The organism is Halovivax asiaticus JCM 14624 (genome assembly GCF_000337515.1).
GTDB classification, from domain to species: Archaea; Halobacteriota; Halobacteria; order Halobacteriales; family Natrialbaceae; genus Halovivax; species Halovivax asiaticus.
Genome location: NZ_AOIQ01000014.1, coordinates 156,385 through 171,580, shown reverse-complemented (window position 1 = coordinate 171,580; position 15,196 = coordinate 156,385). Strand labels below are relative to the sequence as shown.

15 protein-coding genes are annotated in these 15,196 nt (G+C 66.2%); 5 read left to right on the top strand and 10 right to left on the bottom strand.

Annotated elements, in window-relative coordinates; genetic code table 11:
• Positions 1-186 precede the first annotated feature (186 nt).
• Positions 187-438, top strand: coding sequence for a hypothetical protein (locus C479_RS08435; protein WP_241430176.1), 252 nt, complete (start codon positions 187-189; stop codon positions 436-438).
• Between the two features lie 1,188 nt (positions 439-1,626).
• On the opposite strand, the gene C479_RS08430 is transcribed toward C479_RS08435, so the two are convergent.
• Entirely contained in the window at positions 1,627-3,180 is a 1,554-nt protein-coding gene (locus tag C479_RS08430; RefSeq protein WP_007700908.1) for a DHHA1 domain-containing protein, read from the bottom strand.
• 279 nt (positions 3,181-3,459) lie between these two features.
• Here C479_RS08430 and C479_RS08425 point away from each other — a divergent pair, with 279 nt between their 5' ends.
• On the top strand, positions 3,460-4,080 hold the full coding sequence (locus C479_RS08425) for a hypothetical protein (RefSeq protein WP_007700906.1): 621 nt from the start codon (positions 3,460-3,462) through the stop codon (positions 4,078-4,080).
• Positions 4,081-4,220: 140 nt separating this feature from the next.
• On the opposite strand, the gene C479_RS08420 is transcribed toward C479_RS08425, so the two are convergent.
• The 4 genes from C479_RS08420 to C479_RS08405 all read right to left on the bottom strand — a co-directional run bounded on the left by C479_RS08420 (position 4,221) and on the right by C479_RS08405 (position 8,349).
• Complete coding sequence (locus C479_RS08420; RefSeq protein WP_007700903.1) at positions 4,221-5,006, bottom strand: uroporphyrinogen-III synthase; 786 nt, start codon at positions 5,004-5,006, stop codon at positions 4,221-4,223.
• The gene (hemC, locus tag C479_RS08415) at positions 5,006-6,142 is read right to left on the bottom strand and encodes a hydroxymethylbilane synthase (protein WP_049907171.1); all 1,137 of its coding nucleotides are present in this window, start codon (positions 6,140-6,142) and stop codon (positions 5,006-5,008) included. Before hemC ends, C479_RS08420 begins: the two co-directional genes overlap by 1 nt.
• Positions 6,143-6,216: 74 nt before the next feature.
• Positions 6,217-6,651, bottom strand: coding sequence for a hypothetical protein (locus C479_RS08410; RefSeq protein ID WP_007700897.1), 435 nt, complete (start codon positions 6,649-6,651; stop codon positions 6,217-6,219).
• A gap of 81 nt (positions 6,652-6,732) precedes the next feature.
• Entirely contained in the window at positions 6,733-8,349 is a 1,617-nt protein-coding gene (locus C479_RS08405; protein ID WP_007700894.1) for a uracil-xanthine permease family protein, read from the bottom strand.
• A 357-nt stretch (positions 8,350-8,706) separates the two neighbouring features.
• On the opposite strand from C479_RS08405, the gene C479_RS08400 reads away from it, so the two are divergent.
• On the top strand, positions 8,707-9,375 hold the full coding sequence (locus tag C479_RS08400) for a hypothetical protein (protein WP_007700892.1): 669 nt from the start codon (positions 8,707-8,709) through the stop codon (positions 9,373-9,375).
• A 13-nt stretch (positions 9,376-9,388) separates the two neighbouring features.
• Here C479_RS08400 and hemL read toward each other — a convergent pair whose 3' ends face one another.
• Positions 9,389-10,663, bottom strand: coding sequence for a glutamate-1-semialdehyde 2,1-aminomutase (gene hemL, locus C479_RS08395; protein WP_007700890.1), 1,275 nt, complete (start codon positions 10,661-10,663; stop codon positions 9,389-9,391).
• A gap of 164 nt (positions 10,664-10,827) precedes the next feature.
• Here hemL and C479_RS08390 point away from each other — a divergent pair, with 164 nt between their 5' ends.
• Positions 10,828-11,628: a hypothetical protein gene (locus C479_RS08390; protein WP_152415843.1), complete on the top strand. Its 801-nt coding sequence runs from the start codon at positions 10,828-10,830 to the stop codon at positions 11,626-11,628.
• 123 nt (positions 11,629-11,751) lie between these two features.
• Here the strand turns inward: C479_RS08390 and hemB are convergent, their stop codons facing one another.
• The 4 genes from hemB to C479_RS08370 form a co-directional block, all read right to left on the bottom strand.
• Complete coding sequence (hemB, locus tag C479_RS08385; protein ID WP_007700885.1) at positions 11,752-12,840, bottom strand: porphobilinogen synthase; 1,089 nt, start codon at positions 12,838-12,840, stop codon at positions 11,752-11,754.
• A gap of 101 nt (positions 12,841-12,941) precedes the next feature.
• Entirely contained in the window at positions 12,942-13,313 is a 372-nt protein-coding gene (locus C479_RS08380) for a fluoride efflux transporter FluC (protein ID WP_007700883.1), read from the bottom strand.
• On the bottom strand, positions 13,310-13,756 hold the full coding sequence (locus C479_RS08375; protein WP_007700880.1) for a fluoride efflux transporter FluC: 447 nt from the start codon (positions 13,754-13,756) through the stop codon (positions 13,310-13,312). Before C479_RS08375 ends, C479_RS08380 begins: the two co-directional genes overlap by 4 nt.
• Positions 13,757-13,934: 178 nt before the next feature.
• Entirely contained in the window at positions 13,935-14,177 is a 243-nt protein-coding gene (locus C479_RS08370; protein ID WP_007700878.1) for a hypothetical protein, read from the bottom strand.
• Between the two features lie 106 nt (positions 14,178-14,283).
• Here C479_RS08370 and C479_RS08365 point away from each other — a divergent pair, with 106 nt between their 5' ends.
• On the top strand, positions 14,284-15,186 hold the full coding sequence (locus tag C479_RS08365) for an MBL fold metallo-hydrolase (protein WP_007700876.1): 903 nt from the start codon (positions 14,284-14,286) through the stop codon (positions 15,184-15,186).
• Positions 15,187-15,196: the final 10 nt, after the last annotated feature.

Genomic DNA, 15,196 nt, shown 5'->3' with positions numbered 1-15,196 from the left:
GAGGCCAGTTCGGCCCAGTTGTGTTGCGTGCGCAAGCCGAACCCACTTTCTCCCTGCAGGCATCCGTCGGCATAGATGTCGGTCGAATGGGATTCCCTGCGAGACGATTTGCTCCCCCCAGGCTGGGCGGTCGTCTCGATGACGCCGGATGAGGTCGTTTTCCGGCACACTGACCTGGGTTTCTCAGTGGAAGGCGTTTGCGTCGATCCCGAACCACCGGATGCGAAGTTGGGAATCGACCGATGCTGGGAATTGCGTCTCCGATACGCGATCGGTGAGTGTACGGCCACCGACGTTCTCGCCCGCGCCTCGACGAGAGCTGACCTGCAAGCGGAACTTGGGTCGATTCTGGACGCGTTTCAGCGCCGACTTCCCGATATCTCGGATCCGATCGACGCCTGTCGATTGCTCCGATCGGATGATAACTCGGTGCCGTAGGTGCCAGCCAGACGTGCGCTACACTGTCGTCTCGTTCCTACTTCTCGCTGTTCTCCGGCCCTCTCGAACGTGTTACGAGACGATCCAGTCCCGAATCGGTGCTACCTTCTGATCGACCCCGGGCTTCGATGTGGTGGGTCCCCGTCACGGTGCTCGCCCCCGGGTGTCTAATTCGGTATCGCATTATGGGGTTCAATATATAAAATGGGGCTGGTACCGTCTGGGGTTGGTTCGATTTTGGTGTGGCTCGCTCCGATACCGCGGAGCACTAGTTTTCAACGGTCGCTACTTGGCCGGCTTCGCGCAGTTGGGAAGGGGCAACCTCGTTGACGACGATGTCTGCTAATTCTGGGGTGGGCTGGCTACGGGCAGGACAGCACTTCCCGCATGCACGCGCGTAGCAACCAACACTATCGGCGGCGGATCCGGCTGGCTGTCGGTGGCGTCGCTTCGTACCGGAAGCGAGGGGGCGAGCTGGACTCCGAAGAACCTGGCTTCTTCCCGTGTGGAGCCGATCGAGTCTGCGCTCGGTCGGACTCAACCCGTCTCCCCCTCTTCAGAACTTCTCGCTTCGGGCCTCTGTCCTGCCGTGCGTGGGGCACTACGTACGATGCGCCCTTTCTGTTTTGGTGATCGATGGGGTCTCGGCTACGTCTCGGTTGACGGCAGCTTCGAATTGGCGGTGTGCTATCGGTGGGGCGTTCGCAGCCATCGGCGATCGAGCCACTGGTCCCTGGAGGGGTGCTTCGGAGCTGTCCGATACACGGCCGGTCTGTTCTCGGTCTGGCGGTTGCGGTCGGCCGGTTCGCTGCGTGCGATTGAGCTATTCGGCCTCCTGTCATCGCCCGCTCGTTCGATGTCTCACTGCACTGGCTGGCGCATCGAACGGTTCGTCTGATGGGTTGCGCTGGGATGGCAGTGGTCGGGTCCAGTGCGCTAGTGCTACTTTTCCTCTTGGGTGGTGGTGGTGCTGGCCCTGCCTGAGCGCACCTGATTATATAGTATATCGTATAGTGCGATATCGAATTCGGATACCACGGCTCACTGAGATGGTACTAGTGGGTGCTGAGGACGAATACGCCAGCGATCAGCATCTATTCGTTCTCTGTACGTATCGACGCCCCTCGGGCAGTGATTTGCTCGTACTAGCGAGTGGCTACGTGTTCGCAGCGGTCGAATCGGCCGCCGTTACTGGCCGAGTTGTTCGCCGACGAGGTCGTCGGCCCGCTTCAAAAAGTCGGGTTCGCGTCCCGCCGGGACGGTTGCGCCGGCCGCGACGTCGTGTCCGCCGCCGTCGCCACCCACGTGGCGGGCGGCCTCGCCGAGGACGACGGAGAGATCCAGCCCCTGGCGGACGAGTGCGTGGGTGCCGCGACCGGAGACCTTGACGGCGTCGGGTTCGTCGCTCTTTGCGGCGAACGCGAGGATCGGTCGATCGCGATCGATGCCCTCGTTCCCGAGCGCCATGCCGGCGACGATGCCGACGATCGTCTCCCGGATGCGGTCACCGGCGTGGAACCACTGGACGTGCCCTTCGTTGGTGACGCCCTCCGTGGTCACGAGGTCGATTCCCTCCGAGAGGTTTCGGCGGTGCGACCGGAGTAGTTCGCGGGCGCGTTCGAGCGCACCGCCGCGGTCGCCGAGACAGACGGCGAGCCCGACGTCGGCGCGGTCGTACCGCGCGGTCGCGTTGAGCAGCGTCGAGAACTCGCTGGCGTCGCGAAGCTCCGTTCCCGCCGGTTCGGCCGTGAGCTGGTAACTCGTCCCGACGAGGCCGTCGATCTTGCTGGCGGGGACGCCACGGGAGATAGCGTGTTTGACGAGTGCGCTGGCGACAGTCTGCTGTTCGGCCGTGGTAAGATCGCCCCATCGGCGCCACTCACCCGCGTCGTCTCGCAGTTCGAGGTCGAGTCCGTCGAGAAAGCGCATGGCTCCGCGCTGATCGTTCGAGATGCCGGGAATGCGCACGTCGGTCGCGTACTCGAGTAGTTTCGGGAGCGGCCGCGTCTGCGTGCCGTAGAGGGCGAGGTCCGTCGTCGGTTCCAGGACCCCGGCTTCGACGCCGTCGGCCACGATCTCGGCGTTCGCGCCGTGGAGTTCGCCGCTGGAGGCCTGCATGTCGCCGACGGCACCCACGACGGCGAGGGCGGCCAGGTCGCGGTTGTCCGCCCGCGCCGTGGTCGCGACGGTGCCGCCGTCCGTCATCGTGGGGTCTGTGGGCGGGTTCGGCCCCGATTCGCGCTCGCGGCGTTCGCCGCTCGCTTCGTCGTGGTTCTCGCCCTTCGGGCTCCGAACCACGCAGTCCCCGGCCAGTTCGCGGGCGAGGAGGTACGTCGTGCCGGCTCCCGACAACTCGCTCGCGCCGTCGAGTCCTTCGAGCAACGGGTTGCAGTGGAACTCGGTGTCGGCGTCGGCGGGCTGGTGGTGGTCCGCGATCACGGGCGTGAATCCGCCGTCGGCGGCGTAGTCGGTGATGACGTCTAACTGCCCGCTGCCGAAGTCGGTGAACCAGACCGTCTCGTAGTCGGTCCGGGCGATGCGTGCGATCGCGTCCTCGTCGAGTTGCTTCTCGAAGACGACTTCGAACGGCACGCTCGCACGTTCGAGCGCACTCGAAGCGACCGCGGCGCTGGTGAGCCCGTCGGCGTCGATGTGCGAGGCGAGCAGGACACGGTCAGCCTCGTGGAGTCGCTCAGCGCACGCGGCCGCTCGATCTTCGAGTTCAGGCACCGGTCCTGCCATCGGGTGAGAGTCGGGCGGCTTCGGTCATAAACCCGCGGACCGCTGGAGACGTGTCGCCAACCTGCGTACGAGTTGCCCGGTGGCCAGCGTTCGCGTTTCCCGGTGCCGGCTCTGTCGGGCGCTGCGGGCGGCCGTTCTGTGTGACAGCGATCCGTTCGAGTCGCCAGTTCATGCTCGGGTTGAACGTGTGACTGTCCTCCGTTTAGGACCGTTCAGCAGGGAAAACGGTGGTGAACCATCGGGGCCTTTTCACCGACTCCGCCGAACCGCCCGAGTGCAATGCCCCGTACAGAATCGACTGCCGACGCGTCGACCGACGCGGACGACGCGAGCGAGACAGCCGACAGTCCTCCGACCGAGAGCGGGAGCGCCGATCCACCGACCGGACCCGACGATCCGATCGGCCACGGGCCGCTCACGCCCGAATCGTGGCGAAAACCGCTGCACGACGAGCGCGCGCTTCGCAAGGCCACCAGCGCCGTCCTGGGTGGCTTGGCGATCATCGTCGTGTTGTTCCTGCTGAGCTTGCTCCCCGGGCTGAACGCGACCGGTGACGCGTTCGCGGCGCTGGCGAACGGCATTCTTGCCGCCTCGCTCGCGGCCGTGCTGGGGTACGTCGCCATGGTTATCCCGTGGTACGTCCGCAGCGCGTTCGACGGCCCGCGAGAGGTGCGCGAACCCGGCGTGACCGCAACCGTCTGGGCACTCGTGCTGGCAGCCGTCCTGACGCTGCACCGCGGCTTCGTCCCGCTGGTCACCCTCGTCGACGGGCCGATGTGGCTCTACGACGGACTCTTCCTCCTCGCAGCGCTCGTCCCGGTCGCGTTCATCGCCCGCGCGTTGTGGGAGATGGTCGACCCCGCCGCGTCGTACCTGACGGGTCGACTCACCGACGAATAATGTGCGGACGGGCGAGCGCGATCCGCCGTCACTCGCCGACCCGTGTCTGATCGGTGAATCGCGGATTCGGGCCGATTTTTCGAGAATTGCTTGGGTCACCAAGCGAGTGATGCCGTCGCTGCTCCGTCCGTGGGCCGTCGCTATCGTGCGGCTCGTTCGTCGAGTCGGGTCACCGTCTCGCGTGCGAGCGTCTCGAACGTGGCCTCGCTCGCCATGACGTCGACGTCGATTCCGCGGTCACGAGCGGTCTCGGCCGTCGGTGCGCCGATGACCCCGACGACGAGTCCGCCGAGGGCGTCGCGCGCAGCCGCGCCGACCTCGCGTTCGTCGGCAGCGGCGAGGAAGTGTTCGACGGTGAGCGACGAGGTGAAGCAGACGGCGTCGAGCTCGCCGGCTGCGGCCAGCTCGGCGGAGTCGCCGCTCGCTGCGGGTCGGACGAGTCGATACAGGACGGTTTCGTGGACTGTCGCACCCGCGTCCGCCAGGCCGTCTATGAGCACCTGACTGCCGTGATCGCTCCGGGCGATCTCGACGGATTCCGCGTCGATGTCGGGTTCGGCGGTGAGCGTCTGCACGAGGCCGTTCGAGGTGTACTCCTCGGGGACGACGTCGACCTGATAGCCAGCCTCGTCCAGTGCGTCGGCGGTCGCCGGGCCGATGGCACAGACGGTCGCGGCGCCGGGCTCCCAGCCGGCGTCAGCGGCGAGTTCGACACCGGTCTTGCTCGTCAGGACGACGTAATCGGCGCCCGAGTCGGGTACTTCACCGGTCGGCTCCACGGCGAGCATCGGGTCGGCGACGGGTTCGGCGCCGAGCTCGCGGAGGGTGTCGGCTGCGCGGTCGAGTCGCTCGTCGGCCGGTCTGAAGGTGGCGACACGTGGGCGCTCGCCCGCCGATCGCTGCGCCGATGCCGTGTCCGGCGCCATCACTTGCCCTCCGGCTGGTCTTCGGGTCCCGGTTCGCCGTCGTCTTCGAGTTCCTTCCTGGACTCCTCGATCAGCTCGGCGGCGCCACGGTCGGCGAGTTCCTCGGCGAACGAGCGGGCGGCGGTCGCGTGCGTCTCGATCGGGAGGTCACGCGTCGCTTTCACGGACGTCTCGCCGTCGCGATCGTAGACGGCGACGGCGGTGTGGACGTACTCGCCTTGGACGACCGCGTGGATGCCAAGCGGGGCGATGCAACCGCCGCCGAGGGTCGCGAGGATCGTCCGTTCGACGGTCACTTCAACCCGACTTCGGGGATGGTCGATCGCCGACTGAATCTCGCGGGCGGTCTCGCCGTCGGTCGCCGTCACGCAGAGGGCGCCCTGGCCGGGCGAGGGCACGAACGTCGTGAGCGACAGGGGTTCGAAGTCGACCGCGTGGGCGAGGCCGCTGCGTTCGAGCCCGGCGCGGGCGAGGACGATCGCGTCGTACTCGGTCTCGACCTCGCGGCCGAGCGCGCCCTTCTCGAGTTCTGTACAGTCGTCGAACCACTCTTCGACGGTCCGGTCGTATTCTGGTTCGAAGTCCTCGTCGCCGGCGTGGCCCTTGCGCTCCTTGTCGGCCTCCGTTCGCGCCTCGTGTTCGGCCTGCAACGTGGGGGCGAGGAGTTTCTCGATGCGCGTGTCGACGTTGCCACGGAGCGGTTCGACGGTGAGGTCGGGCCGCTGGTCGAGCAGCAGCGCGCGCCGGCGCAGGCTGGAGGTGCCGACGGTGGCGCCTCGCGGGAGGTCGTCGAGCGTGGTCCCCTCGGGGGTGAGGAGGACGTCCTCGGCCGGTCCGCGTTCGGGGACCGCCGCGGTGACCAGTTCGTCGGGCTGCTCCGTGGGGACGTCCTTCAGCGAGTGGATGGCCGCGTCGCAGTCGCCGTCGAGGACTCGCTCGTCGAGTTCGCGGACGAACGCGCCGGTCTTGCCCAGCCGGTGGATCAACTCGTCGGCGAGCTGGTCGCCGGTCGTCTCGACCGTGACGAGATCGACATCGTACCGCCGTTCCTCGAGTCGCTCGCCGACCATCCCTGCCTGTCGTCTGGCGAGCAGCGACCCGCGCGTCGCCAGCCGAAGTGTCCCCCGTGATTTCATGTCTTCCTCTCCGGGCCGAGGGTACGAAAACCGCACGCTATGGAGTTGCCCGACTCACGGTCTGGGACTGGTCGTCACGTTGCGTCGGCAGTGTCGCGCGCCGCGTCCATCGCGGCCTCGAGCGCCCCAAAACAGTCGTCGATTGCCGTCGGATGGATGGTGACCGGTTTCGCCTCGTCCCGCACGTGGACGCGGACGAGGTCGCGGCGTCGGAACGATCGGTGGACGCTCCAGAGGCCGGCGAGGACGAAGAACGCGCCCAGGGCGGGGTTTCGTGTCAGGCCGTACAGGCCGAAGGCGACCAGCGCCGCGCTCAGGAGCCCGAGGAACCAGTCGAAACCTTCGTGGGCAACCTCGTCGATCCGCTCGTAGGCGACGCTAATCCGTTCGTCGGTGCGAAGGACGAGCAGCCGATCGTCGGTGACCGCTACCTCTCCGCCGAGTCGGAGGTCGCCGCGGTAGCGCAACCGCTCGCCCGCCTCGAGCTCGAGTCCCGACCTGTTCGGCATCGTCACTCACTGGGGACGGGCCGGGTAAGAATGTGCACGCTTCGAACCGGGATCAGAACGCGGTGCGAACGTCGCGACGGATTAGTCAGCGGTCTCGGCTACCGTGGAGTCGTCACTCGACCGGAGTCGGTCGAACACTGTCTGGAACTCGGATTCGTCCTCGGCGAGCCGGTCCCACTGGGCCAGGCCGCGTTCCTCGCGGGTGCCTTTGATCGTGTTGTCGAGGAAGAACGCGATCAGGCCGCCGACGGCCATCGCCGTCGACCCGATGACGTAGATGGTGTCGGAGACGACTTGCGTGCCGAGAACCGACCCGAACAACGGCGTATCGGCCATCACTTCCTGTTGGAAGTACGCAGTCGTGGTCATCCCTTCGATATCGGCGGCTGCTGCTCCGACGTTGGCCATGTACTCCGGAATCGCGAGGCCGAGGAAGAGTGCGATACCGACAATAAAGACGTTCCGCGAGGCATCGAGATCGACGAATTTCAGATTCGAGAGCCCGACTGCGGCGATCTGCCCGAACATGGCGATGTACAGTGCACCGACGATGGGGCTCGGAATCGTCGTGATGAGCGCACCGAACGGCCCGAAGAAGCCGACGATCAACATGACGATCGCACCGATCTGAACGACGTATCTGGAGGCGACGCCAGTGATCCCGATCGCACCAACGTTCTCCCCGTAGGAAGTAGAGCCGTTGCCTGTGCCCATGATGCCGGCGAAGATGTTGCTGAGTCCTTCCAGTCCGATACCGTGGTTAATTCGCTTCTGACTCGGGGCGCCGACGCCGGCAATCCTGGCGACGGCGTAGTAGTCGCCGATACTTTCGACGATCGAGGCGAAAATCCCCGCGAGCATCCCAATCGCGAACGCGGCGGTGAACTCGGGCATCCCCCACTGGAACGGGACGATCGGCTGGACGAGCGTCGCGTTTGCGATCTCGCCGAAGTCGATGTATCCGAGACTCTTGTCAGTGGGAAGCATGTGCGACTCCTCGGTGTACACGCCCAGGACCGTCATCGCCCCCGCGAAGATCCAGGCGGTTGCGATCCCAAGGAGAACGGGAAACAGTTTCGCGTACCGGCTGTAGGAATCCAGATACTGCGAGAAGAGGACGATGAGGAACAGTGTGAGTCCCAGCAGCCACCAGTTCTGGTTGACCCGGGTGACATCGGCGGTGCCGACGAGTGAGAGTCCGATCAGGACGATCACCGGTGCGATGACGACCGGCGAGAGGTACTTCGTCGCCCGTCCGAGCAGGCCCGAGTAACCGAGGAACACTTGTACGAGTGCGGCCGCGATGACCGCCCCCTGTATCTCTAGCAAACTCGCCTCCCAGCCACCGCTCGTTGCGGCGATGATCGCGAGCGCGGGCGCCAGCAGCGCGAACGACCCGCCCTGGACGATCGGATATCGGTTCCCGACGGTCGTCTGAGCGAGCGTCGAGATTCCGGAGACGACGAAGAAGGTACCAACGAGTTGTGCCGTCGCCCAGGCTGGCATTCCCATCTCTGCGGCCAAAATGAGCGGCACCGCGACCGACGCGCCGACCATCGTCAGGTAGTGTTGCAACCCGAGGAAGATCGATTCGCCGAGCGGCGGTTTGTCCTCGATGCCGTACTCGACGAACGACGCCTCCTCGCGTGTGACGTCGCCACCGTCCGTCTCCGCGACTTCGTCTGTGTTCTCTGTCATTTATGTGTCCTCCGTGTACGCCTCCATCGAGCCCTCGAACCGTCCTGCCCTCGATGGTGGCCGAAGATCTCTCCCGTGTGCGTACAGGTCTGCGCTCAACCTGCGATGGAATGCGGATAAATCTTCCGAGACTCGATATCGGGCTGAGACGGGAGCCAGTGGGTTGGGGCGCCAACGAACCCGTGTTCGGTCCGTGATTGCTCGCAGCCACGGTCGGGTTGGTTGCCCAACTGACTTGTGTTCGGTTATGCATCATCCGGAACCAAAACACAGTGGTGGATTCGTTTGACATGTGCCGGTAAAACATCTCTTTCACCTAGGAATACTTCTTCAGTCTGGGGTTGCGTATGCAGGCGTATGGAACGACTCTCGCGACGCGAGGTACTGGGCGCATCGACGGCGTTCGTCGCGCTCAGCGCCGGCTGTTTGAACGATGGCGGCGTGATCGGCGGCGATACAGACTCGTCGGACGATCCCGCTAGTGGCGGATCGACGGACGAAGCAAACGACAGCTCGGTCCTCTCGTCGATCGAGACGGCCAACGAGATCAAGTCCGCCGGTTTCGTCCGATACAGTCACCCGCAGGCGCCGGAGCAAGCGACGTTCGACGTACTCGACTCCGTGGACGACGCCAAGTCCTGGATCGAGGAGGCGCCGATCGAGGCAGAGAGCGACGTGGCGACGGCACTGACCGAGACCGACTACGAGTCGGCACGAGCGATCGCGATCGAAGCCCGGGCCCCGGACGGCTGCCGCCGCCTCACGATCGAGGACGTCTCGCTCGAAGACGACGAACTCTCCGTCTCCGCGCGCGTCGAGAAACCCGACGACACGCCGGACATGTGTACCACTGCCATCGAGGCCGTCGGCGCCGTCGTCCGTGTGACGACGGTGGACGACCCGCCGAACACCGTTTCGGCCTCGGTCAGGCTCGCGGATGGCGGCTCGGTCGGGATGACGTCGGCGTCCGACTCCGCGTCCGCATCCGAGAGTCGTTCGGTCGGCGACTCGTCAGACGACGCCTGAGTTCGCGATCTCCTTAGAGTGCTTCCTTGTAGGCTTCGAGCGTTCGCTCGACGTCGTCTTCGGTGTGGGCGGCGCTGACGAACTGGCACTCGAACTGGTTCTGCGAGAGGAAGACCTTCTCTTCGAGCATGGACTCCCAGAAGATGCGCCGCCAGCGGTCGGTCTCGGCGCGTTTGACGTCCGCGGCGGAGGTGGGTTCCGCCCCGTCGCGCGTGAATATGACCTTGAACATGCTTCCGGTGCCGGCGACGGTGTACTCTGGTGCCTGGTCGGCGACGACGTCGGCGAGCCCGCCGCGCAGTTTCTCGCCGAGGCGATCGACGTGGTCGTAGACGTCGTGCTCGGCGGCGTACTTGAGCGTCTCCAGTCCGGCGGCCATCGTGACGGGGTGGCCGGAGAACGTGCCGGCCTGGAAGACGTCACCCGCGGGCGTGAGGTCTTCCATGATCTCGGCGCGCCCGCCGACGGCGCCGACGGGGAACCCGCCGCCGACGACCTTGCCGAAGGTGGTGAGGTCGGGCGTGATTCCGAATTTGCCCTGTGCACAGCCGAGGCCGCCGACGCGGAAGCCGGTGATGACCTCGTCGAAGATCAGGAGCGACCCGTGCTCTCGGGTAATCTCGCGAAGGAACTCGTGGTAGTCCTCCTGTGGATGGACGATACCGTAATTCCCGAGGATGGGCTCGGTGAGGACCGCGGCGATGTCGTCGCCGTGTTCGGCGAAGACCGCCTCCATCGCTTCCTCGTCGTTGAACGGGACCGGCCGGGTGTGTTCCGCGAACGACTGCGGAACGCCGGCCGAGGAGGGCTTCGGCTGCTCGGCGTCGCCCTCGACGAGTGTCGATTCCTGGGCGCCGTGGTAGCCGCCCTGCATGACGACGAGCTTGTTGCGCCCGGTGTGGCCGCGGGCCAGGCGGACCGCCGAGACCGTCGCCTCGGTGCCGGAGTTGACGAATCGGATCTTCTCGACGCTCGGGACGTGGCGCGTGACGAATTCGGCGAGGTCGACCTCGACCTCGGTCGGCGCGCCGTACATGGGTCCCTCACTCGCTTTGCGCTGGATCGCCGCGCGTACCTGTTCCGGCATGTCGTGACCCAGGAGCAACGGGCCCAGCCCCATCACCCAGTCGACGTAGCGGTTGTCGTCCTCGTCGATGACGTGCCCGCCGTCGCCCTTGCGGACGAAGAACGGGTAGGGCTCGATCGCCGCCCGGACGGCGGAGTTGACACCGCCCGGCATCACCGACAGCGCCCGATCGTACAGCGTGCGTGACCGGTCGTGCTTCATGCTTGCCGGTTGTCGGCCAGGCGGCAAAGATGTACCGAGGTTCCGCCGGTCGTTCAGTACCCATGTGTCCCACCGACTGGACCGCCTCTAGACGGTTGTCTGATCGAGAACGACACACCTATTGTAATTTGATCCGATAGGTGCGCTATGAAACGGCGCACGGCGTGGCTCGTCATCGCTGCGCTGGCTATCGTCTGTCTCGCGCTCGTGTTCTCCGTGGTGTATCCGTTCTCTCTCTCGACGATCGGTCGGGGCCGGATAGCGCCCAGACGCTCTTTTCGGCCGGTGACCCCGACACGTACGCGTACGAAGCGAGCTACACCCGCGACGGCGAACTGCAACGTGAAGAACGTGCAACCGTCGCCGAAGACGGTGCGGCGCTGGTACGGCATACGTCTCCCGAGTTGACGACCGAGTGGTACCAGCCACCCAACGCCACCGCTCACCACCTGATCAGGTATACGGTCGCCGATGGTGCCGCCATCGAGGCCGTCCTCCCGCTGGACGACATCGAGACGGATGCGGCACAATCGGTGCTCGACGTCGATCGTGACGCCGGGACGGCGCTCGTTCGGGCGAACGGCTCGATCGTCGACGGTCGACTCACCGAGCCCGGCGGGACCATCGTCCTGAGTGGACTCGATCGAATGAGCTACGACCGGACCGGAGAGTCCGAGTCGCAGACCGTTTACGAGCCTAAGAACGGCTGGTACGACGCGCTACAGGAGTATCGCGTCACCGGTGCGTCGGGCGAGGTCCACGTCGATACGGATACGGAGCGGGTCTCGTCGGCGGACGTCTCCTGGACAGAGACGCGTCCGGCTGACCCGTACCTCCGGTACGCGCTGGCCCGATTAGCCGGTGGCGACGAGTCCGTCTCCTTTTCGCTCGACTACGACCTCGCTGTCGACGCCGTCACGCTCGACGAACCGGAGTGGGCTGGGCCGCTCCGGGCGAACGAGTGACCCGCCGGGTGTCGAACCCTGCACACTGCAGACGGCACGGGTACTCGTCGAACTTGCAACCCGTCCGCGAGTGCTGACTTGTCCCGTGCCGAAGTCGTTTCTCTCTCGCTGACATCGGGTATCTCAGGGCTGGAGACGGTCCCCAGCCGGTCCGTCTGCGACGTCTTCGGCGAAGTAGGTCAGAATCAGATCCGCGCCGGCACGTTTGATCGACAGGAGCGACTCGAAGGCGGTTTCTTCGAGATCGAGCCAGCCGTTCTCCGCGGCGGCGTGGAGCATGGCGTACTCGCCGGAGACGTTGTACGCCGCGACGGGGTGGTCAAACTCGCGGCGAACGTCGGCGATCACGTCGAGGTACGGGAGCGCGGGCTTGACCATGAGTACGTCCGCACCCTCTTCGACGTCCAGCGCGACCTCACGGCGAGCTTCGCGGGCGTTCCCGGGATCCATCTGGTAGTGACGCCGATCACCGAAGGACGGCGCGCCGTCTGCGGCGTCGCGGAACGGGCCGTAGAATGCGCTCCGGTATTTCGCCGCGTAGGACATGATCGGCACCGATTCGAAGCCCTCGCTGTCGAGCCCCTCGCGAATCGCACCGACCATCCCGTCCATCGATGCGCTGGGGGCGACGACGTGGGCGCCCGCCTCGGCGTGCGAGACGGCGACCTGCGCGAGTTTCTCGATCGCGGCGTCGTTGTCGACGGTGAGCGTGGGTTCGCGATGCCCGTGTGGGATACCCGGGCCGGACGTACCGTCGGCGTCCGCCTCCCCGTCGCTGTCTCCCTCCCCGTCGGTCGCGTGTGGCGCTTCCAGTCCGTCCTCCAGCGGGCCACAGTGGCCGTGATCGGTGTACTCGCAGAGACAGACGTCGGTGAAGACGGTCGCGTCGGTTTCGGCGGTGATGCGACGGACCGCCGCCTGAACCACACCGTCCTCGGCCCAGGCGCGGGTCCCGGTTGGGTCCTTCGAGCGCGGGATGCCGAAGACCATGACGGCTTCGACGCCGGTCGCGAGCACTTCCTCGACGCGGGCGACACTCTCGTCGACGGGAACGCGTTCGTGACCCGGCATCGACTCGATGGGGACGCGCTCGTCCGTCGTCGCGTCGACGAAGATCGGGGCGATCAGGTCCGACGGCGAGAGGGTCGTCTCGCCGACGAGATCCCGGACGGGATCGCTCCGGAGCCGGCGGGGGCGCTGCGTGAGTTCCATGGCCGAAACGAGGGTCAGACGGCCCAAATATCCCTCGCTCTCTGGGGAGTCCCCTCGCGAACCCGGTTCTGGAGCACTTCGGGTGGTCGCCGATGTTTCCTTCATCCGACGAGCCAGCCGGCCACGCCCAGCCCGGCCAGCGAGCAGCCGAGGGTACCGACGGCGTTCGCCGTCGCCACCCGCCGCTCACCGCGCTCCCACAGCCCGACCGTTTCGACGGAGAACGTCGAGAAGGTGGTAAACGCCCCGCAGCAGCCGACGCCGAGGAGCTGCATCGTCGCGGGTCCTACCCCGCCAAACGCCAGGAGGCCGAGCGCGAAACTCCCGAGGACGTTGACGAGCAGCGTCGGCCAGGGAAATTCCTCCGCGGGGAGGGACACGTACACCCAGTGGCGGAGGATCGCCCCGATTGCCGCACCGGTCCCCACGAGGTGGGCGGGCGAAAGATCGGGCGCGAGGAGGATCTCGATCACGCCGACGCACCTCCCGCCGACTCTTCGCCACCGGCGTTCCTCACGGTGCCCGCGAGCCATCGACCGACGAGCACCGCCGCAAAACCGAGCGCGTAGGTCGCCCCGACGTAGCCGATCGCGGGCGCGGTATCCGCGAGCGCCAATCCGTTGTCTGTCGCTCCGCCCACCGTCGCCGTCTCTAGGACGAACGCGCTGTAGGTCGACAGCGACGAGAGGAAGCCGGTCGTCACGAGCACCTTCGCATTTCGGCTGATCGCCGGCGTATAGTACGTCTCGTAGACGAGAAACCCGAGCAGAAAACTGGCCAGGACGTTCACTGCGAGCGTCCCGCCGAGCGAGCCGGCGACGTCGCCGACGGCGAAGCGGAGGGTCGCCCCCGCGAACGCGCCGATGGCGACGATCGCGGCCGTCTCAAGTCTGGCGAGGACGATCGATAGCGACACGGTCGCCTGTTCGTTCGGAGATGGGCTATATCAGGCTACTGGTCCAGTGAACGTCTGATTCCACGTAACGTCCATCCGAGTAGCCGAGACTGTGGAGGGACGAAACCGGCGGTAGTCGACCGAGAATGCGAGCGGTCTGTGGGTGAGCGAGTCGGTGGGTCGAGGGAACTGGAACCCGTCAGTACCGGCCGCCGTCGCGGGTGAGCACCCAGCGACAGGTGGCCGAGATTCCGGGACCACTGTCGCCCCGGTCGTCGTCTGGGATCACGGTCCCGCACTCCTGGCAGGTGAGCGACCCGCCAGCGCGGCTTTCGACGTACACCGTTCGCTCGTGGTCGCATCCCGAACCGTCGAGTGGCCCCGTCGCTGCGCGCCCACGATCGGGGTCTTCGCGGATGTCGGTCGTGTACACGAGTACCACTGTGTTTGTCGGTACCACACATCAGTCTTTCCCCGAAACGACCCCGATCGCTTGCTGGCCGACCGAGAAACCAGTCTTTTTGCCCCCGCCCGTCCCCTATCGTGGTATGGGAATCGGCGACGTTACCCGGGTGACGGTCGGCGACTGCACGGACCTCCACTACGTCGACACAGGGATGTACGACACGGCCGAGTACGGTTCGGTCTACCTTCTGGACTACGAGCGGCCGGCGATCGTCGACTCGGGGATCGGGACGAACTACGAGCGCATCCTCGCCGCGCTGGACGAGGTGGGGATCGACCACGACGACCTCGCGGCGATCGTGCTAACGCACGTCCACCTCGATCACGCCGGCGGGGCGGGTTTCCTCGCCGAGGCGTGTCCGAACGCGACGGTGTACGCCCCGCACAACGGCGCGCGCCACGTTCGGGACCCGTCACGGCTCGTCGAGGGGACGAAGGCCGCGGTCGGCGATCAGTGGCGCTACTACGTCGAACCGAAGCCGGTGCCCGAGGATCGGCTGGAGCCCTACGAGGACGGCGACGTGATCGGCCTCGGGACCCACGAGTTGCGCGCCCACGCCGCACCTGGCCACGCCCCGCACCACTTCGTCTTCGAGGACCCTGCGAACGACGCCGTCTTCACCGCCGACGGCGCCGGCATCTGGGTGCCCGCCATCGACGAGGTCCGGCCCACCTCGCCGCCGCCGCAGTTCGACCTGGCGCAGTGTCTGGCCGACGTGGAGACGATTCGTGACCTCGATCCCTCGACGCTCTGTTTCGCGCACTTCGGCCCTCGCGAGACCGGTGACGTCCTCGATGCGTACGCGGAGACGCTCTCCGCCTGGGTCGAGTCGGTCAGGGAGCAGCGAGCAGAACTTGGTGACGACGAAGCCGTGATCGAACACTTCGCAGACGCGACCGACCTCGATAGCGTCTGGGGCGAGACGAAAGCCCGTGGTGAGGTCTCGATGAACGTCCGCGGCGTGCTGACGTCTCTTGACGGGTAAACTGCCTGTG

What these genes read in the sequence shown, in the direction of transcription:
- C479_RS08425 (WP_007700906.1), top strand. Translation starts at nt 3,460, where the DNA reads ATGCCCCGTACAGAATCGACTGCCGACGCGTCGACCGACGCGGACGAC.
- C479_RS08430 (WP_007700908.1), bottom strand. Translation starts at nt 3,180, where the DNA reads ATGGCAGGACCGGTGCCTGAACTCGAAGATCGAGCGGCCGCGTGCGCT.
- hemL (WP_007700890.1), bottom strand. Translation starts at nt 10,663, where the DNA reads ATGAAGCACGACCGGTCACGCACGCTGTACGATCGGGCGCTGTCGGTG.
- C479_RS08410 (WP_007700897.1), bottom strand. Translation starts at nt 6,651, where the DNA reads ATGCCGAACAGGTCGGGACTCGAGCTCGAGGCGGGCGAGCGGTTGCGC.
- C479_RS08420 (WP_007700903.1), bottom strand. Translation starts at nt 5,006, where the DNA reads ATGGCGCCGGACACGGCATCGGCGCAGCGATCGGCGGGCGAGCGCCCA.
- hemC (WP_049907171.1), bottom strand. Translation starts at nt 6,142, where the DNA reads ATGAAATCACGGGGGACACTTCGGCTGGCGACGCGCGGGTCGCTGCTC.
- hemB (WP_007700885.1), bottom strand. Translation starts at nt 12,840, where the DNA reads ATGGAACTCACGCAGCGCCCCCGCCGGCTCCGGAGCGATCCCGTCCGG.
- C479_RS08400 (WP_007700892.1), top strand. Translation starts at nt 8,707, where the DNA reads ATGGAACGACTCTCGCGACGCGAGGTACTGGGCGCATCGACGGCGTTC.
- C479_RS08405 (WP_007700894.1), bottom strand. Translation starts at nt 8,349, where the DNA reads ATGACAGAGAACACAGACGAAGTCGCGGAGACGGACGGTGGCGACGTC.
- C479_RS08365 (WP_007700876.1), top strand. Translation starts at nt 14,284, where the DNA reads ATGGGAATCGGCGACGTTACCCGGGTGACGGTCGGCGACTGCACGGAC.